Consider the following 26,258-nt stretch of genomic DNA (forward strand, 5'->3'; position numbering starts at 1 on the left):
CGGGACCGCGCCGCGGGCGGGTTATGGCGCAGGCGGTTGGACAATCCGCAGCCTGCGCTCTGGAGGCCGGGTTCGGCCGGCATGTCGGGCAGCGCCGCAGCGCGCGCTTTGGGCGGGCTTGGCCCTAAGCCTGAAGAGGACGAACCGCCTGCCCAAGACTCAGCCTTTGACAGCCCCGGCGACCATCCCTTTGGAAATTTTTTCGGACAAAATGAAATAAATGACGATGACCGGCGCGGCGCCCATGACCAGAAACGCCCCGATGGCTCCGTAATTGACCGAATATTGGCTGACGAAGCTGTAGACGCCGAACGGCAGCGTCTTAAGGCTCTGCGATGAAATGAACGTGGCGGCCATAATGTATTCATTCCATACGGAGATGAACGTCAAGATGCATACGGTCATGATCGGCGGCGTGGAAATAGGCATAATGATACTGCGAAACATCCGGGTCACGCCGGCACCGTCCATAATAGCCGACTCCTCGATCTCGACCGGAATCGACCTCATAAAGCCCGATAGTATAAAAACGGCAATCGGGGTGGAGAACGTAATGTAGGGCAAAATCAGCGCCAGGTACGTATTTAAAATGCCGAGATGCTTGAAAATAATCATATTCGGCAGCAGGGTCGCCTGCAGCGGAATCATAATGCCGACAAGAAATACCGTCATAACCGCGGGGCCGAGCCGGAACCGGAAGCGTGTAATCGCATAAGCGACCATCGAGCACAAGACGATGACGACCAGCATCGTCACGGAGGTGACGAAGAAGCTGTTGAACAAGTATCTAAGGTACGAGCCCGAGACGTAAGCATCCTTATAATTGCCCCACATCAGCGTCCGGGGCAGGGAAAAGAAGCTGCCGCTCAAAATTTCCTCATTCGTCTTAAGCGAATACAGGAGCAGCCAGAGCAACGGGTAAATCTGGGTCACGAACAGGACGGATAACAGCAGCCACACGAGTCCCTTGCCCAAGGAAAAGCGGCCTCGGCGCACCGGTACGGTACGCGGCGCGGATACTGCATTCGGAATTTGGCGCATCGCGCTCCCCTCCTTTCGATATTAAGCATATTTATTTTCCAGCCAGCGGAACAGGGCGTTGAGCAGCATCGTGACGATCAGACATTCCACGACGAGGAAGGACGCGAGCGCGCTGCCGTATCCGTATTTCATGGACAGGAACGACATATTGTACATATGGGTCGAGATAACATCGGTCGCATGAGCCGGCCCGCCTCCCGTCATCACCATAATCATATCGAAGGCTTGCAGCGAGCCGATGACCGACAGCACGATCGATATTTTGAAGATAGGAAGCACCATCGGCAGCGTAATGTAGCGGTCGGCCGTCAATCCTTCCGCTCCGTCAATGCGGGCGGCTTCATAAATATCGGCGGGAATGTTCTGTACGCCGGTGAACTGAATCAATACGTGATAGCCGAGGTACTGCCACAGCGCGACGAAGAACAGGGCGAAGATCGCAACCTTCGGATCGGTCAGCCAGGACCGGGTCCAATGCTCCAGTCCCGCCGCCGTAAGCAGCTGATTGAGCATCCCCCCGAGCGATGCCGGGTTATAGATCGTCTTCCACAGCTGGCCGATGACGACGACGGACAAGATGACCGGCAGAAAATAGCTGGAGACGAGAAAATTCGGTTTGCGCACGAAACGGCTGATCAATATGGCAATAAACAGCGCAACCGGAATTTCCGCCATCGAGAACAAGGCGAACAACAGCGTCCTGCCTACCGACGGCCAGAACACAGGGTCGTTCATAAATATTTGCTTAAAGTTGTCCAATCCGACGAAGGTCGACGTGCCGATTCCGTTCCAATCGAGCATAGCGCTGTAAAACGATACGATAATGGGAATAAACACGAGTGTTATATAAAGCAGCAGGCACGGCAGCACGAACAACGCGATCGTCCGCCGGGGAACCTTTAACACATTCACCCGCAACACCTCCTAATCAAGTCCATTTCGGAAAACAGAAGGGAACCGTCCAGGTTCCCGGTTCCCTTCGCAGCCCATTCGCTTATTTATTGTTCGTCTCGAAGGCGGCCTGATGCTCCTTGGCAACCTCCTTCGGATCTTTTTGCTGAACGAACAGGTTCTGAATGCTGGTCAGGTGGGCTTGCGCCATTCCCGGATTCATCGTGTTGTCGAAAGCCAAATCGCCGCCCTGCACGTTTTTAAACAGCTCCAGCACGTCTATCGCCAATTGGGAATATCCTGCCGCTTTGAAGTCGCCGTCCACCTTCTGGGCTACGCCTACGGCATTTTTCATCTCGAACGAAACTTTAGGGAAATTGGTCATGAAGTAGTTTAGGAAGTCTTTCGTTTCTTTCAAATGCTTGCTGTTGGCGGATACCGCAAATCCGCTGCCCGGAGCGAGCATGTATTGATCGGGATTGCCCTTGCCGTCCACGGTAGGAAATTTGAACACGCCCACCTTATCTTTTACCGAGGAATCGTCGATCCCTCCCGTCGCCCACGTTCCCATGAAGTACATCGCGGTCTTGCCGCTCTTGAACAGATTCTCGCCGGCCGTATAGTCGAAGGAAGTTGCGCCCTCCTGGAACGCTCCGGCCTGCACCAGATCCTCCAGCTTCGAAACCGCCAGCTCGAATGCGGGGTCGGTGAACGTTTTCTTTTTATCCAGAACGTCCTTCAAGAAATTCGGCCCGCCGTTCGTGCGAAGCACCATATTCATGAACAGGAACGAACCGGTCCACGTATCTTTCTCGGGAATCGCGATAGGCGTAATGCCTTTGGCCTTCAGCTTCTTGGAGATATCGACCAGTTCCTCGAATGTTTTCGGTACCTCGACGCCGGCCTGTGCGAACAGCTCTTTGTTGTAATACACCACCGCGATATTGTTGCCGTCCGGCAGTGCGTAAACATTGTTATCGAACGTGTAATAATCGAGGATACCCTTCTGGAACGTATCCTTCAATCCGTTTTGCTCCAGCATGTCATTGAGCGGCGCCAGCAGCCCGGCATCGACGAAAGGCTTCATCTGCGCGCTCGGGTTGACGATGGTAATGTCCGGCACTTCCTTGGAAGCGGCCTGCGTCTTCAGCTTCATCTTCTGCTGGTCGGTGTTCAAGGAGTCGAGCTCGATCTTAACATTCGGATTGGCGGTCATGTAATCGCCTACAATTTTCTTCAATATTTTGTTTGTCGGGGTCGTCGGGTCCGGATAAATGTTCTGGAACGTAATCGTGATCGGGCCCTGCTTCTCCTTATCCTTGGACGCTTCGCCGGAGCTTGCTCCCTGGCTCGCAGGTCCGGCGGCTCCTCCGCCTCCGCTTCCGCAAGCGGCAAGACCGAACACGAGCGTTCCGGTTAAAGCCAGATTGACTATTTGCAGCTTTTTCATCATATTGCTTCCCCTTTCCTTCGGGTGTCCCCGTTACATGCTTATTATGGCATTCGCGCAGCTCATTCAACAATGAAGAAACTTAAGACATTAGGTTTGTTTTTTATAGCGGCCTAGTTTATAAATATAAATTAAATATTTGTATGATAAATATTTCTTCTTGACTGGCTAAGGAAATCATGGTACTTTTTTATCAAAAGTAATTTACTTACTTAATTAAAGCTTGATTGATTAAAGCTGTAATCACGCTACAAGGAGAGGATATTATGTCTATCGGCAGTATCATTCATACGATCGTACGCATCCTGTTCGGAGCCATGTTCATGTTTCACGGCATCGCCAAGCTGCAGATGGGCCTCAGCAACGTCGCAGGCTGGTTTAACAGCATCGGGCTGCCGGGCAGTCTCGGTTATGCCGTCGCCATCCTGGAGCTTCTCGGAGGCGTGCTGCTGATCGTCGGATTGGCTACCCGCTACATTTCATTGGCTTACATTATTTTGATGGCCGGAGCCATCATCAGCGTCAAGCTGCCTATGGGGCTGCTCGGCGACGGCAAATCGGCGGGCTTCGAACTGGAACTGGCCTATATGCTGATCGCTTTGTTTCTCACCGTGGAACCGAAGAAAGGCTGGGGACTGGACCGGCTGGTCGGAGGCTCTTCGAGCGGTGCGCAGGCGTAATGCAGCAAATATCGGATAATTCCCCCCTATACTAAGGAGGCGTTAATGATGGGAACTTCACTATTTATCGGTCATGGCTCGCCGATGCTGGCTTTGCAGGACTTGCCGTACACCAGAGAGCTGCGCAGTCTTGGCGAGCGGCTCGGCAAGCCGGAGGCGGTCATCCTATTCTCGGCCCACTGGGTCAGCCGCGGGCAAGCCGTTACTTACACGGACGGGGTCTATGAAACGATCCACGATTTCGGCGGATTTCCCGATGAGCTGTTTCAGGTTCAATATCCGGCCCGCGGCTCGCGCGAAATCGCCGATGACATTCACTCCTTGTTCGCCGCATCGGGCATCGCCGCCGAGCGCAATGCGAGCCGCGGGCTCGATCACGGCGTCTGGGTGCTGCTGCGCCATATGTACCCGGAAGCCGACGTGCCGGTTATCGCGCTGTCGGTGAACCCGCTGCTCCCGCCGGATCGGCAGTACCGTATCGGCGAAGCGCTGGCGGAGCTATGCGAGCGTCGCAACGTTGTGATCATCGGCAGCGGCGCGACCGTGCACAATTTCCGGGCCATGGACTTCGGCAAGCCCGATCAGGCCGACGGTTGGGCTAAGGAGTTCGACGACTGGCTCATCCGCCATATCGAAGCATGGGATACCGAAGCGCTGTTCGATTTCTTGAAGCAGGCGCCCCATGCCCGCACAGCGACGCCCGATTACGAGCACTTCCTCCCGGTCTTTCTCGCTATGGGGGCCGGGGCTTCCAACAAGAAGGCGAAGCTGCTCCACCAAAGCTATCAGTACGGCTCGCTGAGCCATTTGATCATCGAATATTAACCCGTCAAGACGGCCTTCAAGAGGCCGTCTTATTTTTCTATGGCCTCCGTTTCATCCCGCAACCGCCGGGGAAGATTGAAGCTTACATTTTGTGGAAATCATATGTAGTATGGCGAAGAGCCATCCATTGGAAAGGGGCTTGCGGATGCAATATAATCTCACGACCAAACATGATCTGAAAGAAATCATTCAATCGGCGGTAGAGCAAGAAAAATGGCAGGCGGCGATCAAATTGATACAAACGGTCCTCGAGATGGAACGCAGAGGGCGCGAGACGATTTTGATCGAAATCAAACAAGCTCCGACCGTTTCGGATTAATCGATTTATTGATTCTGACGCATCTGGCGCGGTGAGCACGGGCGACAGACTCGTTTTTTCGTATGCCAAGGTACCGCCCTCCCCTCCTCCTCATACGCTATCCCATGGAGGGGGTCCGCTTATGTCTTGGAACCAAGGGGTTTATCATTTGAATATTTGTACCATACCCAATTCGCCACCAAGCATTATCCGCTCAGCCAAATCCGGCACATTCTCCCGTATCCCGGATGCTATGCTCCACAACAACCGCTGTCATCTCCTGTGGGCCTGCGGCCATAAACCGTATGCATTCCGTTGACGCCGCATCCGAGCTGCCGGTGATGGCATCGCAAGCTGTCTTTCCGGGCTTCAGCATCGGGGGCAGCTTTTTTATGCCGAATTTTCAGCAAATGCTCAGCTTCGTTTAATCGGCGCTTTATAAATACCGGCTATACTAGGAGTTAACTTATAACAAGAGGAGCATTCCGATGGAACACTCTAATACTTCGGCAGTCAAACGGCGCCCGTCCTTCATCCCCTCCCAGGACAGAATCCCGTTCTACGCGGCAACCGCCACAGCGGCCGTCATTGCGGTGATGGGGCTATGGAACTTGCTTCACACCTCCCCGGATATGGTTCATGCCAGGAGCTTTAAAGAGGAATTTAAAGCATTCGGTTCCTTGGCGCGCATCGCGTTATTTGCGGTTTTGTCTCATTACGTTCTCGTTGCTATTATGAAAAGGCGATGGCTGACGCGCTGGGCGAGGGTGAAATCATTCATCGCAGCCTTGTCCAGGCTGGCAAGGAAGTGGCATACTCCTGTCGCCATTCTATCCCTTTCCCTGATCCTGCTTCATGTCGTCGGGGCGTTCATGTACGGATTCAAGCCCGATTTCCATAGTATCAGCGGGCTGCTGGCTCTGCTTGCGCTGCTTCCCGTCCCCCTGTCCGGGCTGTTCCGATACCGGCGTTTGGACCGCCAATGGCATTTGCGACTGGGATTGGCCTTTGCCGTTCTGTTTCTTATTCATGCCTTCGTATAACTCCTTCGCCGATCAGCGGCAGGCCGGTTCTCTCGAACCGGTCTTTTTGCGTACGCGGACGGCGGTCCAGCCGACGATGGGCACAGCGTTCAGCCCCGTTTACATTCAGTTTATAAAAGTATCGTATACTTCTTTCATATAAGGGTATTAAAGGAGAGATGCTATCGATGTCTTCCGTGAAACCGAATGTTCGTCCGATCTTGAAAAGCTTACTGCCGGACTTGCCGCCGCGCCCCGCTGACGGCTTGTCTTCGAGCCGAAGCTCGTAACGCAGGCGGAACTGGTGTATGCTGTTTCATATCCCGTTTTTTATTCCGTATGAACCGTTGGAGGATATTGCAGAAAGGCGGCTGTTATTATCGATGACGAAAATTATGATCGTAGATGACGATCCGCATATTCGGGAGCTGGTGCGCGTATTTTTAGGCAACGAAGGCTTTGACGTGTATGAAGCTTCCGACGGCCAGGACGCGCTGGTTAAGCTGGAGTCGCTCACTGTAGATATGGTCATTCTCGATATTATGATGCCTAATATGGACGGCTGGGAGCTGTGCCGCGAGCTCAGGGAACATTACGAGCTTCCCCTGCTCATGCTGACGGCCAAAGGGGAAACTTCGCAAAAGGTCAAAGGCTTCGAGCTCGGCGCCGACGATTACCTCGTCAAGCCGTTCGATCCGCCGGAGCTGGTCGCTCGCGTAAAAGCGCTGATGAAGCGGTACCGCATCGCCGTCTCGCAGACGATCCAGATCGGGGAGCTGTCGATGAACCGCAAAACGTATGAGCTGACCGTTGCCGGGGAAAGTTTGACGCTGCCTTTAAAAGAGTTTGAGCTGCTGTTCAAATTGGCCAGCTACCCGGGCAAAACCTTCTCCCGCGAGCAATTGATCGAGCAAATCTGGGGCTATGATTTCGAGGGAAACGAACGTACGGTCGACGTTCATATTAACCGGCTGCGCGAACGATTTCCCGAGGAGCAGTGCGCCTTCCGGATCAACACAATCCGCGGGCTCGGCTATCGCCTGGAGATCGTTACATGAAGCTGCTGCGGATCATATCGGGCATCGCCGGCTTCTTGGCGTTTTCCATCTTCGTCTGGACTCTCGCTTTTCTCATTACGACGTACGCCTACAATGTAAAAGATACCGAAGCGCGGTGGAACGATATGCTGGAAGGCGGGAGGACGATCGCGGCCCTGCAAGGGGCGAACGAAGCGAGCACGGAGCTGCTGATGAAGCAGCTCGCCCTGCTCAAGCATGAACGGCTCGTGCTCATCGACGGCTCGGGCCGACGGCTCGTGTTCGGGGGAGAAGCTGCCGAAGCGTTCGCCGCCGGCATCGATTCGGAGGATGTCGAACAGGTTCGCAGCGGCGCCGACGTGAAAAAGTTCGAGCATCCGCATCTGCTCGGCCCGGGCCTGACCACAACGGGCCAGGCCGTTACCGTCGGCGGCCGTCAGTATGCGCTGTTCATCCAGCAGGAGACCGACAGTCTGTTTCACGATTACGGCAAGCAACTCGTTACCGTCGTCGTCCATCTGCTCATTTTCTTCCTGCTCCTGCTATGCACGACGCCCATGCGTAAAAAACAGATGCACATGTTCCGGCGGATGATCGCGCTGATTCGCCGAATCGGCAAAGGCGACTTCAGCGTCACCTTCGATATTACGAAAGACCGCCACGGTCCATGGGGCGAGCTCGCGGAGAGCTTGAATCATATGACGCTCGAACTAAATCAGATGGAGCAAATGCGTCAGGAATTTATTTCCAACGTTTCGCATGAAATTCAATCTCCGCTCACGTCCATCGGCGGCTTCGCCCGCGCGCTTCACAACGACAATTTGAGTGCCGAGGAACGCCGCCATTATCTCGATATTATCGAAACCGAGAGCCGGCGGCTGTCCAAGCTCAGCGACAATCTGCTCAAGCTGACCTCGCTGGAATCGCGGCATCACCCGTTCGATCCGAAGCCGTTCCGGCTGGACAAACAGCTGCGCCGCCTGGTGCTGGCCTGCGAGCCGCAATGGCTGGACAAAGGCATCGAGATGGACGTCTCCCTGGATGAAATCACGATTGTCGCCGACGAAGATATGATGAGTCAGGTATGGGTGAACCTGCTTGGCAACAGCATCAAGTTTACGCCGGCCGGAGGCACGATCGGCGTACAGGCCGGGCAGGAAGGGCCGAATGCCGTCATCCGGATATCGGACACCGGAATCGGCATTTCCGAGGAGGAGCAGGAGCATGTCTTCGAGCGCTTCTACAAGGCGGACAAATCACGCAGCCGCGCAGCCGGCGGCAGCGGTCTTGGCCTGTCGATCGTGAAGAACATCGTCGAGCGGCATCACGGCTCGATCCGCGTGCAGAGCCGGCTGGGCGAAGGCACCTGCTTCATCGTGACCCTGCCGCTCAAGCCGCAGCAGGACAAAGCGTGAGCCCGCCACAAACCGCGGCGGCTTCTTGTGACAAACAGGATGCTGCTTCGCCCAGCGTATCGTCGTAACGTTATCGGCTGCACAACATTTCGGAGAGACGGCCCGCCTACCGGCAGGGCCGTTTCATTTTGCTCTTTTTCGTTTCTCCTCGAAAGTTAACGCCATCCGTTATAATCCCGCAAGCCGCCCTCGCAAAGCAAGAGACTGGCATGCCGTTGTTGTATGCAAGCCAGGGTTATGAAGAACACACTCTAGTACAAATTACCCAATATCATCCAAATGAACATTTCATTCATGAAAAGTCACAAACAAGGAAAATTTTCCCGAAAATTAGAGGGATCTCAGGTTTTGAAATGATGTTATCGTGTCATTTTTCACAAAAACACCGATTGCTTTACAAGTCCCGACCTCACTATAATAGTACTTATGGACTATTCCGGTCTTGGCTTACAAACTTTGAAGTAAAGAGGGGAGCAGCAATTGGTTAATTTAATGCAAAGATGGATTTTCCGAGTCATGTTGTCGGTTATTTTTCTTACCGCCGGATTGACTTTTATCCTCAGAAACGACCAGGTTCATGCGGAGGGAAGCCGGGAGCTTGTGCAGAATGGAGGGTATCGACCTTATCTTGAATGGGATGTTGGAAACTTCACTTCCGGGATAGAAAGGAAAGCGACGCTATATACATACGCAATCAGCGGGGAGACTCTAAATTTGGGCTCGAGTGTCCCGGTTTCAAGCGATGGTAGAGATATCGTCGTCACTAAGCCAAGCGGGGACGTCATAAATCTAGACGTTACAACAGCCGATCAAGGCCTGATCAACACCGTGGCCAAAGAAACCGCCGGCCCTTATGTCGCTAGTTCGAATACCGCAGGATATAACCCGCTGACTGTTCACGCGGACCAAACCGGCTGGTATAAGGTAGAGTTCCACTCGCCGGGCGGTGGTACAGGCAACCCGAAAAAGCTCCTCGGAAATCAAAACGGATTTTATAGCAGCACAACCACCGCCAATAAGACGATTCAGTCGAAGACCGTCGGCGCCTGGGATATTACCGTTAAAGATGCGTCAGGAAATATCAAAAATGGCCGTACATTCAGTTACTATCTTCCTCTAAACATGGGGAGCAATGGTATCAACTTAAACTCCAACCTGTATGTTCTGACTAAGGACGGATATCTCTATTTAACGGATATGAACGGGATCGACCCGTGGGGCTTCATTTTCTTTTCGAATAATCGCGGGTATATTGATGGGAATACCACCCTATACCGTTCAATCAGCTTTAGCAAGCTTACTGATAGCGGTGTTACGGTTCAGAACCCCGGAGAAGCGGATACGGAAACGGATAAGACCCACCGGATCTTTTTTAACAAGCCCAGTGCGGATTTGCCGGCAGATGTCCCTACATCTCCTGTCGATCTGCCAACCATTTCCGGCTTTCAGTTTAAAAACAAGCAAGAAACGAGCAATATGGCTAAACCCGGGGACGGCGGTACGTTCGAATTCGTTTCGGATAAGTCCGGAACGTACCAGCTTATTATAGACACCGATGGAGATAAAGAATTCGACCCGACCAAGGACGTCGTCCTGGAAAATGTCTTAAGCAAAGGTCTTAATAAAGTGAATTGGAACGGCAAAAACCGGAGCGGTACGGCTAATCTCCCGGTAGGTACTTACCCGGCGAAATTAATTATTAAGGGCGGGGAATACCACTTCCCGCTGCTGGACGTCGAGGTCGCGACTAATGGAATTAAAATCAATATGGAAAACCCTCCGGGCCATTTTCCCAGCGGGATTACTAGCAGCACAATCTACTACAACGACAGCAATTATACAACCTCTAACGGAACTTTTTTAAACGATATCAACGGCACAGATGCAAGTAAAGGCGTCAATAGTACGAACGGGGCGCATGCTTTTCCAGATGGAAATAATATCGCTATGGATACCTGGACCTATTTCCCGGGGCCAACGGCAACGGCCGATGTTGTCATTACCAATACCACCATATCGGGAAATATTTATAACGATATTAACGGCAATGGAGTTAAAGATACTGGCGAGAGCGGGCTAGCCAATGTCACGCTGACGGTTACCGATTCCGCCGATATTGTCCAGACGATCACGACGGACACCAATGGAGATTACAGTACTCCGGTAACTCAAGGGTCCGTAACGGTTCAAGTGACTGGAGGAGCCGGTCTAACGGGTTATTCCCTCGTATCCGGCAGCGCCTCCCAGACAAAGTTGGCAGCTGCCGACGGGAATACCGCTTTCGAGCTCGTCGGATACGCGATGGATACGACGCCGCCGGCACCGCCTGTGATTACAGGGATCACTAACGACACAGGGAACAGCGGGAGCGACGGCCTGACTAACGATAATACACTGGAAATTAAGGGTACGGCTGAAGCCAATAGTACCGTATCGGTTTATAAAGATGGCCAGTTTATTGGAACAGTAACGGCAAACGAAAGCGGCTCATGGAGCTTGGACTACACCTCCACAGCTTTGCCAGACGGATCGTTCTCTCTTACGGCTACGGCAACAGATAGATCAGGGAATACAAGTGACCCTTCCGCGGCTTTTCCAGTAGCGATCGATACGGCGACTCATGTGAGTATCACGTCTCCAGTCAATGGAAGCTCGACAAAAGAATCCAAGCCGGTCATCTCCGGTACTGCCGAACCGGGCGATACTATAGTGGTGAAGATCGATGGCATTATGGTATCCGATTCCGTGATCGCTGGTAACGACGGCAAATGGTCGTTCACGACTACAGATGCGTTGACGGAGGGCGTCCACACGGTTGACGCCACGGCTGCCGATGCTGCTGGCAATACTGCCGATGCAGTGCAAGTCAGCTTTACCATTGATTCAAGCACCTTTGTTGCCATCGCGGCTCCGGCTAATGGCAGCAAGACAAAAGAAACGAAACCGGTTATCTCCGGTACAGTCGAAGCCGGCGATACCATCGTACTGAAGATCGACGGCGTTATGGTATCTGATTCCGTGATCGCCGACACCGACGGTAAATGGTCGTTCACGACTACAAATGCTTTGACAGAGGGCGTTCACACCGTTGACGCTACGGCAACCGATACATTGGGCAATACTGCCGATGCAGCGCAAGTCAGCTTTACTATTGATTCAAGCACCTTTGTTACTATCGCGGCTCCTGCGGATAGCAGCACAACAAAAGAATCCAAGCCGCTGATCTCCGGTACAGCTGAACCTGGCGATACCATTGTCGTGAAGATCGATGAGGTTGTGGTATCCGACTCCGTGATCGCAGGTAACGACGGTAAATGGTCGTTCACGCCTTCAAATGCTTTGATAGAGGGCGTTCATACCGTTGATGCCATGGCGACTGACACACTCGGCAATACTGCCAATGCCGAGCAAGTTAACTTTACTATTGATTCAAGCACCTTTGTTGCTATCGCGGCTCCCGCTAATGGCAGCACAACAAAAGAATCAAAACCGCTCATCTCCGGTACCGCCGAAGCCGGTGACACTGTCGTAGTTAAGATCGATGGCGTTATGGTTTCCGATACCGTAATCGCCGGTAACGACGGCAAATGGTCGTTCACGACTTCAGATGGGTTGACGGAGGGCGTTCATATCGTTGATGCCACGGCAACCGATACATTGGGCAATACTGCCGATGCAGCGCAAGTCAGCTTTACCGTGGATACGAGCACCTTTGTTGCTATCGCGGCTCCCGCAGATGGCAGCACTACGAAAGAAACCAAACCGGTCATCTCCGGTAACGCCGAAGCTGGCGACACCATCGTACTGAAGATCGACGGCGTTATGGTATCCGACTCCGTGATCGCTGGTAACGACGGCAAATGGTCGTTCACGACTACTAGCGCTTTGACAGAGGGCGTTCATACGGTTGACGCCACCGCAACTGACACATTGGGCAATACCGCCGATGCAGTGCAAGTTAACTTTACTATTGATTCAAGCACCTTTGTTGCTATCGCGGCTCCCGCAGATGGCAGCACTACGAAAGAAACCAAACCGGTCATCTCCGGTACAGCCGAAGCTGGCGACACCATCGTACTGAAGATCGACGGCGTTATGGTATCTGATTCCGTGATCGCAGGTAACGACGGTAAATGGTCCTTCACGACTACAGATGCGTTGACAGAGGGCGTTCATACCGTTGACGCTACCGCAACTGACACACTCGGCAATACTGCCAATGCCGAGCAAGTTAACTTTACTATTGATTCAAGCACCTTTGTTGCCATCGCGGCTCCGGCGGATGGCAGCACAACAAAAGAAACGAAACCGGTCATCTCCGGTACCGCCGAAGCCGGTGACACTGTCGTAGTTAAGATCGATGGCGTTATGGTTTCCGATACCGTAATCGCTGGTAACGACGGCAAATGGTCGTTCACGACTACAAATGCGTTGACAGAGGGCGTTCATACCGTTGATGCCACGGCAACCGATACACTCGGCAATACTGCCGATGCAGCGCAAGTTAGCTTTACCATTGATTCAAGCACCTTTGTTGCCATCGCGGCTCCCGCTAATGGCAGCACTACGAAAGAGTCCAAACCGGTCATCTCCGGTACTGCCGAAGCCGGTGACACCATCGTACTGAAGATCGATGGCGTTATGGTATCTGATTCCGTGATCGCAGGTAACGACGGCAAATGGTCCTTCACGCCTGCCAGCGCTTTGACGGAGGGCGTTCACACCGTTGACGCTACGGCAAACGATACATTGGGCAATATCGCCGATGCAGTGCAAGTTAGCTTTACTGTGGATACGAGCACGAATGTAGCCATTTCGGCTCCAGCGAACGGCAGCACTACAAAAGAAACAAAGCCAGTCATCTCCGGTACTGCCGAAGCCGGTGACACCATCGTACTGAAGATCGATGGCGTTATGGTATCTGATTCCGTGATCGCGGGTAACGATGGCAAGTGGTCTTTCACGACTACAAATGCTTTGACAAAGGGCGTTCATACCGTTGATGCCACCGCAACCGACACATTGGGCAATACTGCCGATGCAGCGCAAGTTAGCTTTACCATTGATTCAAGCACCTTTGTTGCTATCGCGGCTCCGGCTAATGGCAGCAAGACAAAAGAAACGAAACCGGTTATCTCCGGTACTGCCGAAGCTGGCGATACCATCGTGGTCAAGATCGACGGCGTTACGGCATCCGACTCCGTGATCGCCAACGGCGAGGGCAAATGGTCTTTCACGCCTGCCAGCGCTTTGACGGAGGGCGTTCATACGGTTAACGCCGCGGCAACCGACACATTGGGCAATATCGCCGATGCTGCGCAAGTTAGCTTTAACATTGATTCAAGCACCTTTGTTGCCATCGCGGCTCCCGCTAATGGCAGCACAACGAAAGAGTCCAAACCGGTTATCTCCGGTACAGCCGAAGCTGGCGATACCATCGTCGTGAAGATCGACGGCGTTATGGTATCCGACTCCGTGATCGCCGGTAACGACGGTAAATGGTCGTTCACGCCTGCCAGCGCTTTGACAGAGGGCGTTCATACCGTTGACGCTACGGCAACCGACACATTGGGCAATACTGCCGATGCAGCGCAAGTTAGCTTTACCATTGATTCAAGCACCTTTGTTGCTATCGCGGCTCCCGCTAATGGCAGCACTACGAAAGAGTCCAAACCGGTGATCTCCGGTGCTGCCGAACCTGGCGCTACCATCGTGGTCAAGATCGACGGCGTTACGGCATCCGACTCCGTGATCGCCAACGGCGAGGGCAAATGGTCGTTCACGACTACAAATGCTTTGGCGGAGGGCGTTCATACCGTTGACGCCACCGCAACTGACACACTCGGCAATACCGCCGATGCAGCGCAAGTCAGCTTTACAGTGAATACACTGCCCGATAAACCTGCTGCGCCGATCCATCTGGCTAGTTCCAACACCACTCAAACAACAACCGATTTGAGTTGGGACTCCGTCAGCGGCGCAACGTATTACACCATCTATAAAGACGATCAAGTGTATAAGACAAATGTGGCTAGCCATGTATTTGAAGTAACCGGGCTAACTCCCGATACGACTTATGAGTTCACAGTGAGCGCCTCCAATGCAGGCGGAGAATCGGTTCCAAGCAACACCGTTCAGGTGACGACACTCCCTAGCTGGTCGCTAGCCTTAACAGCCGGCGACACCACACAAACGGCCGTAAACTTAAATTGGAATACGGTCACGGAAGCCACTTATTACATTTTGTACAAGGATAATGCCAAGTTAGCCACGGTCACCGATACAGTATACCTGGCAGACGGCTTGTCATCAGGAACGACGTACACTTTTAAAGTCGATGCATTCCAGAACGGGAAATGGATGATTACATCCAATACGGTTACCGTAACAACAGGAGTTCATTATACGGATTCCGGAATTTTTGGAACCATCTACAGCGCTACGGGAGGTAGAGTAGCGAACCTGGGGGTAGAGCTTCTCGACGGCACCGGTACCCGAGTCATCGCTTCTGCTGTGACAGATGCCTCCGGACAGTATACATTCACCGAATTGGAAGCGGGGACCTACAACGTAGTAGCTCCCAGACTGACCAAGCAATTTGTAAAATCACAAGCCGCTATCCAGCGGGCGGAACATGTTAAAGTCGATCTAATACTGCCCGAAAACGGCGCACTCGGCTTAACGGCTGTTCCTGACCAAATTGTCGGAGACGGAGTTTCGACTAGCGAACTGCAGGCTACGCTCTTCAATAAAAGCGGTCAGCCGGTTCAAAATGTACCTATCCAATTTTTCATCTCAGCCGGCAGCATCAGCGATGCTAACAAGAATACCGATGCAAACGGCTTAGCCAAATCCATACTGACCGCTCCGGTTATTGAAGGTGTTTTGCCTCGTGTGGAAAAAGCCAGCGTTATGGTCCGGGATGAAGAACACGGGATTTTTGCTGAAAAAGAGATTGCCATCACGTTCCTGCCTGCATCCGTGGAAGGGATAGTAACGAACGGCGGGCTCCCTGTGGCTCATGCAATCGTTCATATTGCCGAGGATTTCGATGGCGACGGGGTAATTGACTACGACGCCCAAGTGGTAACAGGAGCAGACGGCAAGTACAATATCGTCGTTCCGCGCGGGGATTGGGAATATACAATCCATATCGCCGCCCCGGTGAAAGTAGGAAATAAAACCGTAACTGTGGAATCCGAACAAACCAGCAAGGTGGGCACATTAACAGGTAAAGGTGAAACGGTTCAGGCTAATCGCCAAATTACGGGAAGCGTATTTGTCGCAGACTCCAATAACGGAGACCCGCAAGAAGTGAACCGGGTGTTTACTCAAGGCGAGCATTTATCCGGCCTGGTCTTGGATCAGGATGGCAGGCCGTTAGATAAAACCATCACGATTCATTCTAACGGAAGCTATAAAGTAGATAATATCGAACCGGGAACGTACAACATCATATTCCAAGTCACTGCACCTACGGGCGAAAAGCTGGCGGGTGCCCGATTGCAAATAACTGTCAAGCAAAACGGCGAGCTTGCGATCGCGACGACGTTGATCGACCCTTACGGAACCGTAACCGATAAGACGACCAATCAGCCCGTAAGCGATGTCCATACGGAGCTTTACTGGGCGAATACGGCACTGAACATTAGCAATGGCAGAACACCGGGGGAATTGGTGCCGTTGCCGGAGCTGCCGGGCTTTATGCCGAACATGAACAAAAACCCGCAGTCCACGACAAACACCGGTCAATACGCATGGATGGTCTTCCAAGATGCCGATTACTATATCAAGGCTGCCAAAGAAGGCTATGCAGCCTATGACAGCCGGGTGGAAGGCAGAAATCAGGCGGCTGACCCAGGAGAGGACAGCTATATCGCGAACGGGATCATTCATGTAGGCAAATCGATTGTATTGTATAATTTTTCAATGACACCTAATGTCGTTAGCGACGACTCGTCATCCGATAGCAGTGACGATAGCTCCAGTCCCGGCACCTCGGCGGGACCTGCTCCAACGGCTCCAGAGACACCGGAAGAGACTCCAACGGAGACAGGAACACATTTTTATTACGTGACCGGTTATCCGGATGGAATGTTTAAACCGGAACGCAATGTAAGCCGCGCAGAAGTGGCGACCGTATTTACCCGCATCTTGTACGATACCATTGATGCGCCGGAAGCCAAGAGCGCCTATGCAGATGTACCGGAATCGCACTGGGCCAAGAACTATATAGCGGCGGCCACGAAGGAAGGCATCATGCAGGGCTATCCCGGGAATGTGTTTCTTCCGGAAGGCCCGATTACCCGCGCAGAAATGGCTGCGGTAGTCGTTCGGTACAAGCATCTTGCCTTGCTGCAAGAAACGGGATTCAACGATACGGAACAAAGCTGGGCCAAAGCATACATCAGCACGGCGAAAAAAAGTAACCTATTAGACGGATATTTGGACGGTTCCTATCGTCCGGATCAACCGTTAACAAGAGCCGAGTTCGTAACCATCGTCAATCGGCTGCTTTCTCGGGGACCTCTGAAGGGGGTTCTTCAACCGAGCTGGCCGGATGTTCCTAAGAACTACTGGGCATGGGAGAACATCGAAGAAGCTTCCCGCCAGCATGAGTATGAGAAAACTACAGAAGCAGAACGTTTAATTCGATTTATAGACTAGCAAAAGGAAGAAGCCGCCCTTTCGGAATTCAAGAAGGGGCGGTTTTGTTTTATGCAGCGTCATAATGACCGGAAACACCGTCATGAGCACGATGCGTTCCGAGTATTTGCTTAGCTTGGACGCGCGCTTGTGTCCGGCATGGGCGATTGCCGATGCGCTATCCATCATCTTTGCTCTCCTTCCCAGCACCGTAATCCCAATCCGATATACCAGAACTTTTGCGCTTCGTCGGCTCCTTCCGCGCCCCCGTTCGAGCGATCCTATTGATTACCGAAGGTGTAGGATATGCGATATTTATCGAAAACGCTGTCTCGTCCCGGCCGTCTAATCCAAGTATCTAACGGCCGCCGGGTATGGTACACTATAAGAAGTTTGCTAGAATCTGCTAGTAGGGTAATAGCGAAGCTAGAGTACCGCATTGCAGTAAAGGAGAATTTTGCAGCCCTATGATTCGCCATCTTAAAAAAATAGATTATCCCGTCGTCATCATCCTGCTCCTGTTTATGCTTATCAGCACCTTGCTCATCAAGAGCGCCACGGTCTATGATCCGCAGTACGAAAGCTTGCCAATGAAAAACATCATTAACTATGCGATCGGATTCGCAATTCTGCTGCTCACCGCCGCCACCGATTATCGGATTTTCGTCAAAATAGCGTATTATCTGTATGGCATCGGCGCTCTGCTGCTGCTGCTCGTCTATAAGCTGGGCGACGAGATTCACGGAGCCAAAGGCTGGTTCTCTCTGCCCTTCGGCTTCACCTTTCAGCCTGCCGAGCTGATGAAAATTTTTCTCATTTTGGCGCTGGTCAAATATCTCGAAAACCGCGAATACGATCATCTGCGGCTGATCAAGGACGTCGGGCCGCTGACATTGCTTACGCTGCTGCCTTTCGCGCTGGTGCTGATCCAGCCCGATCTGGGCAATGCAATCATCTATATCGTCATCTTCCTTAACCTGCTGTGGGTCGGCAATCTGAAATACAAGCATTCCGTTGCGCTCATTCTGGCCATTGCGCTTTCGTTAACGGCTTTCGTCTACAGTTATATTCATTATCATGAGCCGATAGAGGAGTACTTGCTTAGCAAAAAACTCGGACACTGGTCCGAGCGGATCGATACGTTTCTCGTGCCGGAGAGCGCTTCGCGGGATGCCCGATATCATGTGGAAAATACGATTACCGCCATCGGCTCGGGCCAATTGAAAGGCGAGGGCTACTTGCTCGGCGATTCCAAAAACAACGGCAGCATTCCGTTCGCCTATTCCGACTCGATCTTCGCCGTGATCGGCGAGGAATTCGGCTTTATCGGCAGCTCCCTGCTCATCGCGCTTTACTTGGTTTTAATCAGCAAGCTGCTTTTATTCAAGCTGCAGGAGAGCTATGCCGCCGCCTTTATCGCGGCCGGCGTATCGGCCATGCTGCTGTTTCAAATCTTCGAAAATATGGGGATGCTGATGGGCATCATGCCGCTGACCGGGATTACGCTTCCGTTCATCAGCTACGGGGGAAGTTCAATGGCCATTAACATGTTCTCCATCGGGCTGATTCTCAGCTCGCGCATTCATCAGCGGCCGTAAGACAGAACGGCAGAAAATCGATGAGGGTAATATTTGCTTTACTCGCGGACACTGACACTATTCCATGTGGCTTCGATAAGACGTTTGATTTCTTCGTCCGAAAGCGTAAGCTTCCCGTGCAGATAGGCTTTAACTGCGTATACGAAAGAACCGTAATGCATTTGAGCCATGAGCGATGGATTCATTTTGATGAACAGGTTCTCCTGAAGCGCTAACTTCGTGCCTGCGTAAAAATATATCCTTATGCCGCTCTGGCCAGCGACAGCGCGATCCGATAATGAAACAAATTGTCGTAGCATCTTTGCTGAAACGACAAATATTGCTCCACGTGCAACAATTTTTTCATTTTTTTCTTCACGTTTGTCAGTTCTTGTCCTTTATTCAAGCAGAGCCTGCCCGAGCACTTGTCCAAGCTGATCGATACGGCTAACGAGCGAAACGTTACCGTCAAAACCACCCTGCAGGAGCTTCACCGTCAAATGAATGAGAGAGGAACGACGCTTTCCATTTCCGAGATGTGAAAAGAAGCCAAGGACCATTGGGGCGAGGCGCTGGTCCGCTCGGTCATCCGCGTCACCTTCAAGACGGAAATCGCGAAGATAGGACCGATTAGGCACAATATACTGCGGCGGTCTGCCGCATTCTTCGCCTCAGTAAACAAGAGACTGCCCTCAAGCGCTCGTGCGCGCGAATGGCAGTCTTCGTATGGTTATACTATAGGTTTATGCTATGAGTACGCTATAAGATCTTTTACAGCAGCGCTTCAATCGCCGGCTCCATATCCATCGGCTCCACAGCCGGCTCATACCGGCCGACGATCCGGCCGCTGCGGTCAACGAGGAACTTGGTGAAATTCCATTTGATCTCGTCTCCGATCAACAGTTCCGGCTGCTTCTCCTGCAGGAAGGCGTGAAGAAGCCGGCCGCTGGCATTGCTCAGGTCGAACCCTTTGAACGGCGCCCGCTCCGTCAAGTAGCGAAACAGCGGATGGGCTTCGCGGCCCCGCACATCGATTTTCTCAAACAACTGGAACTGTACGCCGTAGTTCATCTGGCAGAAAGTATGTACCTCTTCATGACTGCCGGGCTCCTGCTCGCCGAACTGATTGCAAGGGAAACCGAGGATTTGCAGCCCCCGCTCGCCATACCTTTCATGCAGCTTCTGCAGATCCGTATATTGCGGAGTGAATCCGCATTTGCTCGCCGTATTGACGATAAGAAGCACTTGGCCCTCATACTGCCCCAGATTGACGTCCTTGCCTTGAATGGTCGTTGCCTGAATATCATAGATGGACATGGTTCATTCCTCCGTTGTATGGTGTTGGATTCGGCGCAGCAGCTCAGCGCGCTTCTCCCGTCGCTGCGCCGCTGGCGCCTCGTCAAGCTCGACTTGGCATTTGTCAGCGAGGCAGACGGTACACGGCGAACGGTTCGCCGTAGCGGAACGGCCGGCTGATCTCCTCCAGCATCTGCAGACGCTCCGGATCAAGCTGAATGGACAGGCTCCGCAAGTTTTCCTTCACTTGCTCCACGCGTGTCGCCCCTACAATAACGGTCGACACGGCAGGCTGCCGCATCAGCCAGGACAGAGCCAGCGCTCCCGGCGTGCAGCCGGCCTCTTCTGCCAGCTTGACGGCTTCCCTGCCTAACGCGATTCTTTCTTCGCTTAGAAATTTACGGAAGTTCGGATCGGTAACGGCACGCGAGCCTTCAGGAGCCTCTCCTTCGGAGGCATACTTGCCGGTCAATATCCCCCCGGCCAGCGGGAAATAAGGGATGATGCCGACGCCTTGGTCCAGGCAAAGCGGCGCCAGCTCCTGCTCGGGAGTCCGGTCGGCCAGCGAATAACTGGTCTGCGTCGATACGAAGCGGTTCAGACCGAGCCGGTCGCTGATTCCTAGCGCCTTCATCAATTCCCAGGCCGCGTAATTGGAAGCCCCGATATACCGCACTTTGCCGGAGCGGACCATATCGTCGAGCGCCCGCAGCGTCTCCTCCAAAGGCGTATCCGGATCGAATGTATGAATCTGGTACAAATCCACATAATCCGTCTTCAGTCTGCGCAGGCTGTCCTCCAGCTCCTTCTGGAGGTGATAGCGCGACGACCCGCTTTCGTTAGGCCCCGCACCGCGAACCAGCCCCGCCTTGGTGGCGAGAACGACGTCATGGCGTCTGCCTTCCAGAGCCGAGCCGATGATCCGCTCCGACTCCGTCTGGGCATAAATATTGGCCGTATCGATGAAATTAATTCCTTGATCGATCGCATAGCGAATGATTTGCTCGGAAGTGTCCCGATCCGCCCGCTTGCCGAACGCATTCGTACCGAGTCCCAGCGCGGATACTTTCAATCCGCTGTTTCCTAATCGCCGAAATTGCATGAGCATAAGCCTCCTTTTATCCGGTTAACATGCTTCGGGCTTCTCTGCCGCGCTTCGCCGCGAGGATGTCGGATTACTCCAGCGCCGTCATAGCGGCCCGGACCATCCCCTCCAGCTGCTCCCTGTCTTTGCTCGCCCTGGATACGACATTGATCCCTTGGGCGAGCCCGAGCAGCATTCGCGCTATGCTGCGAATATCCTTATCCGCGGCGATCTCACCCGACTGACGTCCCCGTTCCAAAACATCGTACAACTGCTGTTCCAACTGGTTCAGACTATGCAGAACCGTCTGCCGAACCGACTCATCCGCCGTTTCCAAAGAGGTTGCCAGGTTGGTGAACAAGCAGCCTCCGGGATGCGTTCCGTCGCCGCTAAGCGCCGTATCGACCAGCAGCTGCAAGTAGCTCCGAATACACTGCTTGGCCGAATCGCTCCGGAGCAGCGGTTGACGTTTGGACTCCCCTATCGTCTGCCGGTAATGAGCGACCACTTCATGGAATAGCGCCAGCTTGTCCCCGTACGCGTTGTACAGGCTCGACCGGCTGACCCCCATCCCTTCCAGCAGATCGGGCATCGTCGCTCCTTCATACCCCTTGGACCAAAATATATGCATAGCCCGCTCCAGGGCCTGCTGCCGGTCAAAATCTCTGGGTCGCGCCATAACGTCCCCCTCTCTCGCATTGTAACATCTATTATATTATTTTGGAACGAAAAGTACAGAATTATTCGCCGCCCACGGCTTTGCCGGATAGATTCGGCTTCTTCCCGCCTACTTCGGGCGTTCTCGCATATAGTAGAGTATCGGAAAACCGGCCCGGCAGCGGGTCGTTCTCAGTATTCTTAGGGTCACCAAAGGAGCGGAGGCGGTCTTGTTGAAAAAGAAGCCCAATATTCTTCTTTTCCTCGTGGACGAGGAGCGATTTCCCGTCAGTTACGAGAACGAAGCGCTGCGCGCATGGCGCAGCAGCCATCTTGTACTGCAGGAGCAATTGCGCGAAAAGGGGATGGAGCTGAAGCGGCACTATATCGGCAGCGCCGCCTGCTCTCCGAGCCGGGCGACGCTCTTCACCGGCCAGTATCCCTCTCTTCACGGGGTGAGTCAGACGCCGGGCGCAGCCAAAGGGGATTTCGACGCCGATATGTTCTGGCTCGATCCGAACACCGTGCCGACGATGGGCGACTATTTCCGCGAGCTCGGCTACCGCACATACTTGAAGGGAAAGTGGCATGTGTCCCAGGCCGACCTGCTCATACCCGGTACGAAGGCGCCGCTTCTTAGCTATGACGAGCGCACCGGCGTCCCGGACCTGCAGAAGGTGCGCCAGTATCTTGGAGCGGACCGGCTCCAGGACTACGGCTTCCACGACTGGGTCGGGCCCGAGCCGTTCCACCGGAGCCCGCGCTCCACAGGCGGTTCGGCCGCCTATGGCGTCAGCGGCAGAGATCCCGTCTATGCCGAGGAAACCATCGAGCTGCTGGCGAGTCTAGAAGCGGAGCGGCAATCGCTGCCATTGGGGTCATCCTATACGCCGTGGCTCATCGTTTCTTCTTACGTAAATCCGCATGACATTGCGCTGTACGGAGAAATTTCGAAGCATGTCCCGGCCTTCCGATTCGATGCCGACCCTTCCGTCCCGGATGTCCCTCCGGCGCCGACCTCGGGGGAATCGCTCGATACGAAGCCCTCCGCGCAGCGAAGCTACCGCGAAGTGTTCCCTCATGCATTCCAGCCGACCCGGGATACGCTTCATTACCGCCGCCTGTACTATTCCCTGCAAAAGAAGGCCGATCAGCAGATGCTGAGGGTGTTTCGGGAGCTGCAGCGGTCATCGTTCTATGAAGATACGCTGGTCGTCTTCACCTCGGATCACGGAGACCTGCTGGGCGCCCATGGCGGCTTGTTTCAGAAATGGTATCAAGCCTACGAGGAAAGCATTCACGTCCCGTTCATCGTCCACAATCCGGTATTGTATGCCGGCCGATCCTCCGCCGACATGCTTACAAGCCACGTAGACCTGCTGCCGACCTTGCTCGGTCTGGCCTGCGCCGACATTCCGGCCATCCAGGAGCGGCTGCGACGCACCCATAACGAGGTGCGTCCACTCGTCGGGCGCAATCTCGCGCCGCTGCTGCTCGGTCAAGGCCGACCGGACCGGGCCGGCGAGCCGGTTTATTTCATGACGGACGACGACGTAACCCGCGGGCTGCATCAAGTTTCGCTTTTCGGCGTCCCCTACAGCTCCGTCGTTCAGCCGAACCATGTGGAGACAGTCATAGCGGAGCTTCCTAGCGAGAACGCTGTAAAAGTGTGGAAGTATACCCGCTATTTCGATAACCCGCAATTTTGGAGCGACCCCGTCGCAATCACAGCGCATACGGCAAACTCCGTCTGCGTTACGGTTACAAGAGAAACCCCGGCGCCCGATGAATTCGAGCTGTACGATCTGTCCGACGATCCTTGGGAGCAGCGCAATCTGGCCTGCCCGGTCTACGCCACCGCCGAAACCAGGCGCATCCAAAGCGTCCTCGACCGGCTGCTGAAGGAACAATGCGCCGCGAAGCGGCTTATCCCCAGCAGCGGCAGCGTTCCCGGCGCGCCGGACTGCGGCGTTCCGCAGCCGCCGAATGCTCCGCAATAAATCATGCAGGGCCGTTAGGTAACGGCTCGGAGCCACCTAAGCGCCACGGCAACCGTTACCCTTGGGAGTGCGGCCGATTGGAATCCGTTGACCGCCGCTGCGGCCGCCCCTCTTCACAGACCGATTCATCGAAGTTTCCCTGCAATCCGGTTCTCCCCTTCAAACAAAAAAGGCAGAGGTCCCCCTCTGCCTGCCGCTTTGGCTCTAGCTCGTTCTATTGCGGATGAAACAACCCTTGCTTCACAATCGCATCGGCCAGTTCCGCGTCTTTCATAGTAATATCGACATCGGGAATGCGGACGATAAAGCGCCGTTTGCTTGCATCGTAGGCCACTTCTCCGATCGGGTGAATCCGGTACAGCGGCATGCGGTCCACAGGTACTTTCTTCATTTGGTGAAGCACTGCAAACACTTCCCCCCAGAACGGCAAATCCGCATTGGCTGCGCACTGCCTTATCGTCAGCTTCAATTGCTCGGCAAGCGCTTCTTGGCCGGCGGACGTAAGCGGCTCTTCTCTGCGAAGCATCGTCATCGCTTACTCCAGCTCCCTTGCCGGAAGCTGAAAGGCGTCCGCAAGAAGACGGTACGACTTAAGCCTCGCTTCAAAATCATGGGTAATCGTGACCACCATCATTTCGCCCGTGCCGTAACGTTCCGCCAAGCGAAGCATACGCTCCTTGACCTGTTCCGGCGTGCCGACAATCATTCGTTTGCGGTTATCTTCAATCCGGCTCAGATCAAACGGCGTATAAGGATAACGCTTCGCCTTGTCTATCGAGGGCGTCCCTTGCTGGGAGCTGCGCCCCTTCTCTAACAGCAGCAGCGTCAGATCAAGGCTCGAAGCCACGTCGTTCGCCTCTTCCTCCGTCTCCCCGCAGATAACGAAGACGGCAAGCAGCGAACTCGGCCGCTCGCCCAACACAGACGGCTGAAACTGCCTCTGATAGCCGCGCATTTCATCCGCGCCGCCGTATCCGTTAATGAACTGGGCAAAGGCGAAACCGGCTCCGGTACGGGCCGCAAGCCTGGCGCTCTCCCCGCTCGAGCCGAGCAGCCAAAGCTGCGGAGCCGAATCCACTACAGGGGTTGCCCGCAAGCCCGCGAAGCGGTGCGAATCCCCCAGCGTATCGTGAAGATACGCGATCAGATCTTCGAGCTGTTCCGGATACTTGTCGAGCGTTCCCGTCTTGCCTTCCTGCAGCGCCATCGTAGCCAGCGGCATGCCTCCCGGCGCTCTCCCGATCCCCAGATCGATGCGGCCCGGATACAATGCTTCAAGCAGGCGGAAATTTTCCGCCACTTTATAGGCGCTGTAATGGGGCAGCATAACGCCGCCCGAGCCGATACGGATCTTCTTCGTCTTAGCTGCCAAATGGCTGATCAGCACCTCCGGGCTGGAGCCCGCCAGACTGATCGTAAAGTGATGCTCCGAAACCCAGAACCGGTGGTAGCCGAGCTTCTCCGTCTCTTGAGCCAGCCTGGCCGTTTGCGCCAGCGCTTCCGACGCGGTACTGCCCTCCGCAATCGGAGATTGGTCCAGTACACTTAACCGCACGGGGTATCCCTCCTCATTCGTCTATGTACGCACAGCTCCCGGCAGCCCGCTTCCAAGCTATCCGCAAATAGCCGGAACCGCAGGCGCGGGACCCGAAATTTCAGATTTCGACATTTATAGTATACAATGAGAGCAGCATTTTATCGAAGAATTTCGCTGTGAACGGAGGAAAGCAGATGACAATCAGAACCGCGCAGCCGTCCGATGCCGTAGCCGTCGTACAGCTCTTGTTCGATGCCATTCAAGATATCGGGTATCAATTGACGGGAGCCAAGACGCAAGAAGAAGTACTGGATGCGCTTCAACAGTTTTTTCTGCAACCGGGCAACCGGTTCAGTCATTCCAATATTTTGGTAAAAATCGCCGGCGAGAATGTCGCCGGAATGATCTTATGCTATCACGGCTCGGAGGCCGAAGCGATAGACAAGCCCATAAGAGACCGGTTGCGCCGATTGAAGAACGACCCTGCGCTGACTCTCGATAAAGAAGCGGACGAGGACGAATATTATATCGACGCTCTCGCCGTATCCCCCGTATGGGGCGGGCGCGGCTTCGGCACCGAGCTGATTCAAGCGGCGGAGAGGCAGGCGCAGCGGCGCGGCTACGACAAAATCGCCTTGAACGTAGAGGAATATAACGAACGGGCGCGCAGCTTATATACGAAGCTCGGATATAGCACCGATAAGGAAACGATCATTAATAAGAAAACTTATTATCACATGGTCAAACAGATATAGCTTTCTGCCCACAATAACCCTACGAAGCGAGGCCTTGGCTTCGAAGC

Annotated in this window: 20 protein-coding genes; 10 read left to right on the forward strand and 10 right to left on the reverse strand. The window is 53.8% G+C overall.

Features of this window, described 5'->3' with window-relative positions; all coding sequences use genetic code 11:
* Window positions 1-159 precede the first annotated feature (159 nt).
* The 3 genes from N0M98_RS05305 to N0M98_RS05315 form a co-directional block, all read right to left on the reverse strand.
* Window positions 160-1,041, reverse strand: a complete 882-nt coding sequence (locus tag N0M98_RS05305) for a carbohydrate ABC transporter permease (protein ID WP_249860514.1) — start codon at window positions 1,039-1,041, stop codon at window positions 160-162.
* Window positions 1,042-1,062: 21 nt separating this feature from the next.
* The gene (locus N0M98_RS05310; protein WP_249860513.1) at window positions 1,063-1,953 is read right to left on the reverse strand and encodes a carbohydrate ABC transporter permease; all 891 of its coding nucleotides are present in this window, start codon (window positions 1,951-1,953) and stop codon (window positions 1,063-1,065) included.
* Between the two features lie 82 nt (window positions 1,954-2,035).
* On the reverse strand, window positions 2,036-3,382 hold the full coding sequence (locus N0M98_RS05315; protein WP_375295443.1) for an extracellular solute-binding protein: 1,347 nt from the start codon (window positions 3,380-3,382) through the stop codon (window positions 2,036-2,038).
* A gap of 266 nt (window positions 3,383-3,648) precedes the next feature.
* Between N0M98_RS05315 and N0M98_RS05320 the strand changes: the two genes are divergently transcribed.
* The 7 genes from N0M98_RS05320 (at window position 3,649) to N0M98_RS05350 (ending at window position 17,326) form a co-directional block, all read left to right on the forward strand.
* Entirely contained in the window at window positions 3,649-4,062 is a 414-nt protein-coding gene (locus tag N0M98_RS05320) for a DoxX family protein (RefSeq protein WP_259617142.1), read from the forward strand.
* Between the two features lie 45 nt (window positions 4,063-4,107).
* Window positions 4,108-4,887 (forward strand): DODA-type extradiol aromatic ring-opening family dioxygenase, encoded by a 780-nt coding sequence (locus tag N0M98_RS05325; protein ID WP_310943178.1) that lies wholly within the window; start codon window positions 4,108-4,110, stop codon window positions 4,885-4,887.
* Window positions 4,888-5,032: 145 nt separating this feature from the next.
* Entirely contained in the window at window positions 5,033-5,206 is a 174-nt protein-coding gene (locus N0M98_RS05330) for a hypothetical protein (protein ID WP_249860510.1), read from the forward strand.
* Between the two features lie 467 nt (window positions 5,207-5,673).
* Window positions 5,674-6,228 carry a hypothetical protein gene (locus N0M98_RS05335; protein WP_259617143.1) on the forward strand — a complete coding sequence of 185 codons (555 nt, stop codon included), beginning with the start codon at window positions 5,674-5,676 and terminating at the stop codon, window positions 6,226-6,228.
* 362 nt (window positions 6,229-6,590) lie between these two features.
* The gene (locus N0M98_RS05340) at window positions 6,591-7,265 is read left to right on the forward strand and encodes a response regulator transcription factor (protein WP_249866378.1); all 675 of its coding nucleotides are present in this window, start codon (window positions 6,591-6,593) and stop codon (window positions 7,263-7,265) included.
* Window positions 7,262-8,659, forward strand: a complete 1,398-nt coding sequence (locus N0M98_RS05345; RefSeq protein ID WP_249860508.1) for a HAMP domain-containing sensor histidine kinase — start codon at window positions 7,262-7,264, stop codon at window positions 8,657-8,659. The genes N0M98_RS05340 and N0M98_RS05345 overlap by 4 nt, the downstream gene beginning before the upstream one ends.
* Window positions 8,660-9,139: 480 nt before the next feature.
* Window positions 9,140-17,326, forward strand: a complete 8,187-nt coding sequence (locus N0M98_RS05350) for an Ig-like domain-containing protein (RefSeq protein WP_259617144.1) — start codon at window positions 9,140-9,142, stop codon at window positions 17,324-17,326.
* Here the strand turns inward: N0M98_RS05350 and N0M98_RS05355 are convergent.
* Entirely contained in the window at window positions 17,306-17,494 is a 189-nt protein-coding gene (locus tag N0M98_RS05355; RefSeq protein WP_259617145.1) for a hypothetical protein, read from the reverse strand. The genes N0M98_RS05350 and N0M98_RS05355 overlap by 21 nt on opposite strands.
* A 278-nt stretch (window positions 17,495-17,772) precedes the next feature.
* Here N0M98_RS05355 and N0M98_RS05360 point away from each other — a divergent pair, with 278 nt between their 5' ends.
* Complete coding sequence (locus N0M98_RS05360) at window positions 17,773-18,903, forward strand: FtsW/RodA/SpoVE family cell cycle protein (RefSeq protein WP_259617146.1); 1,131 nt, start codon at window positions 17,773-17,775, stop codon at window positions 18,901-18,903.
* Window positions 18,904-19,144: 241 nt separating this feature from the next.
* Here N0M98_RS05360 and N0M98_RS05365 read toward each other — a convergent pair whose 3' ends face one another.
* The 4 genes from N0M98_RS05365 to N0M98_RS05380 form a co-directional block, all read right to left on the reverse strand.
* The gene (locus tag N0M98_RS05365) at window positions 19,145-19,354 is read right to left on the reverse strand and encodes a hypothetical protein (protein WP_259617147.1); all 210 of its coding nucleotides are present in this window, start codon (window positions 19,352-19,354) and stop codon (window positions 19,145-19,147) included.
* 299 nt (window positions 19,355-19,653) lie between these two features.
* Window positions 19,654-20,199, reverse strand: a complete 546-nt coding sequence (locus N0M98_RS05370) for a glutathione peroxidase (protein ID WP_259617148.1) — start codon at window positions 20,197-20,199, stop codon at window positions 19,654-19,656.
* A 103-nt stretch (window positions 20,200-20,302) separates the two neighbouring features.
* Window positions 20,303-21,280: an aldo/keto reductase gene (locus N0M98_RS05375; protein WP_259617149.1), complete on the reverse strand. Its 978-nt coding sequence runs from the start codon at window positions 21,278-21,280 to the stop codon at window positions 20,303-20,305.
* A 73-nt stretch (window positions 21,281-21,353) separates the two neighbouring features.
* Window positions 21,354-21,941, reverse strand: coding sequence for a TetR/AcrR family transcriptional regulator (locus tag N0M98_RS05380; protein ID WP_259617150.1), 588 nt, complete (start codon window positions 21,939-21,941; stop codon window positions 21,354-21,356).
* A gap of 211 nt (window positions 21,942-22,152) precedes the next feature.
* Between N0M98_RS05380 and N0M98_RS05385 the strand changes: the two genes are divergently transcribed.
* Window positions 22,153-23,919: a sulfatase-like hydrolase/transferase gene (locus N0M98_RS05385; RefSeq protein WP_259617151.1), complete on the forward strand. Its 1,767-nt coding sequence runs from the start codon at window positions 22,153-22,155 to the stop codon at window positions 23,917-23,919.
* Between the two features lie 214 nt (window positions 23,920-24,133).
* Here N0M98_RS05385 and N0M98_RS05390 read toward each other — a convergent pair whose 3' ends face one another.
* Together N0M98_RS05390 and N0M98_RS05395 are read right to left on the reverse strand one after the other, a co-directional pair.
* Window positions 24,134-24,451, reverse strand: a complete 318-nt coding sequence (locus N0M98_RS05390) for a hypothetical protein (RefSeq protein ID WP_249860500.1) — start codon at window positions 24,449-24,451, stop codon at window positions 24,134-24,136.
* Between the two features lie 3 nt (window positions 24,452-24,454).
* A complete protein-coding gene (locus tag N0M98_RS05395) occupies window positions 24,455-25,474 on the reverse strand; it encodes an LLM class flavin-dependent oxidoreductase (RefSeq protein ID WP_259617152.1) in 1,020 nt (339 codons plus the stop codon).
* Window positions 25,475-25,650: 176 nt separating this feature from the next.
* On the opposite strand from N0M98_RS05395, the gene N0M98_RS05400 reads away from it, so the two are divergent.
* Window positions 25,651-26,211 carry a GNAT family N-acetyltransferase gene (locus N0M98_RS05400; protein WP_259617153.1) on the forward strand — a complete coding sequence of 187 codons (561 nt, stop codon included), beginning with the start codon at window positions 25,651-25,653 and terminating at the stop codon, window positions 26,209-26,211.
* Window positions 26,212-26,258: the final 47 nt, after the last annotated feature.

This window comes from Paenibacillus doosanensis (assembly GCF_025060755.1).
In the GTDB taxonomy this organism is placed as follows: Bacteria; Bacillota; Bacilli; order Paenibacillales; family NBRC-103111; genus Paenibacillus_S; species Paenibacillus_S doosanensis.

Bases quoted from the DNA above. Each gene is read 5' to 3' on its own strand.
- N0M98_RS05325 (WP_310943178.1), top strand. From the start codon at position 4,108: ATGATGGGAACTTCACTATTTATCGGTCATGGCTCGCCGATGCTGGCT.
- N0M98_RS05375 (WP_259617149.1), bottom strand. From the start codon at position 21,280: ATGCAATTTCGGCGATTAGGAAACAGCGGATTGAAAGTATCCGCGCTG.
- N0M98_RS05340 (WP_249866378.1), top strand. From the start codon at position 6,591: ATGACGAAAATTATGATCGTAGATGACGATCCGCATATTCGGGAGCTG.
- N0M98_RS05320 (WP_259617142.1), top strand. From the start codon at position 3,649: ATGTCTATCGGCAGTATCATTCATACGATCGTACGCATCCTGTTCGGA.
- N0M98_RS05370 (WP_259617148.1), bottom strand. From the start codon at position 20,199: ATGTCCATCTATGATATTCAGGCAACGACCATTCAAGGCAAGGACGTC.
- N0M98_RS05355 (WP_259617145.1), bottom strand. From the start codon at position 17,494: ATGATGGATAGCGCATCGGCAATCGCCCATGCCGGACACAAGCGCGCG.
- N0M98_RS05380 (WP_259617150.1), bottom strand. From the start codon at position 21,941: ATGGCGCGACCCAGAGATTTTGACCGGCAGCAGGCCCTGGAGCGGGCT.
- N0M98_RS05330 (WP_249860510.1), top strand. From the start codon at position 5,033: ATGCAATATAATCTCACGACCAAACATGATCTGAAAGAAATCATTCAA.
- N0M98_RS05360 (WP_259617146.1), top strand. From the start codon at position 17,773: ATGATTCGCCATCTTAAAAAAATAGATTATCCCGTCGTCATCATCCTG.
- N0M98_RS05315 (WP_375295443.1), bottom strand. From the start codon at position 3,382: ATGAAAAAGCTGCAAATAGTCAATCTGGCTTTAACCGGAACGCTCGTG.
- N0M98_RS05345 (WP_249860508.1), top strand. From the start codon at position 7,262: ATGAAGCTGCTGCGGATCATATCGGGCATCGCCGGCTTCTTGGCGTTT.
- N0M98_RS05390 (WP_249860500.1), bottom strand. From the start codon at position 24,451: ATGACGATGCTTCGCAGAGAAGAGCCGCTTACGTCCGCCGGCCAAGAA.
- N0M98_RS05305 (WP_249860514.1), bottom strand. From the start codon at position 1,041: ATGCGCCAAATTCCGAATGCAGTATCCGCGCCGCGTACCGTACCGGTG.
- N0M98_RS05335 (WP_259617143.1), top strand. From the start codon at position 5,674: ATGGAACACTCTAATACTTCGGCAGTCAAACGGCGCCCGTCCTTCATC.
- N0M98_RS05400 (WP_259617153.1), top strand. From the start codon at position 25,651: ATGACAATCAGAACCGCGCAGCCGTCCGATGCCGTAGCCGTCGTACAG.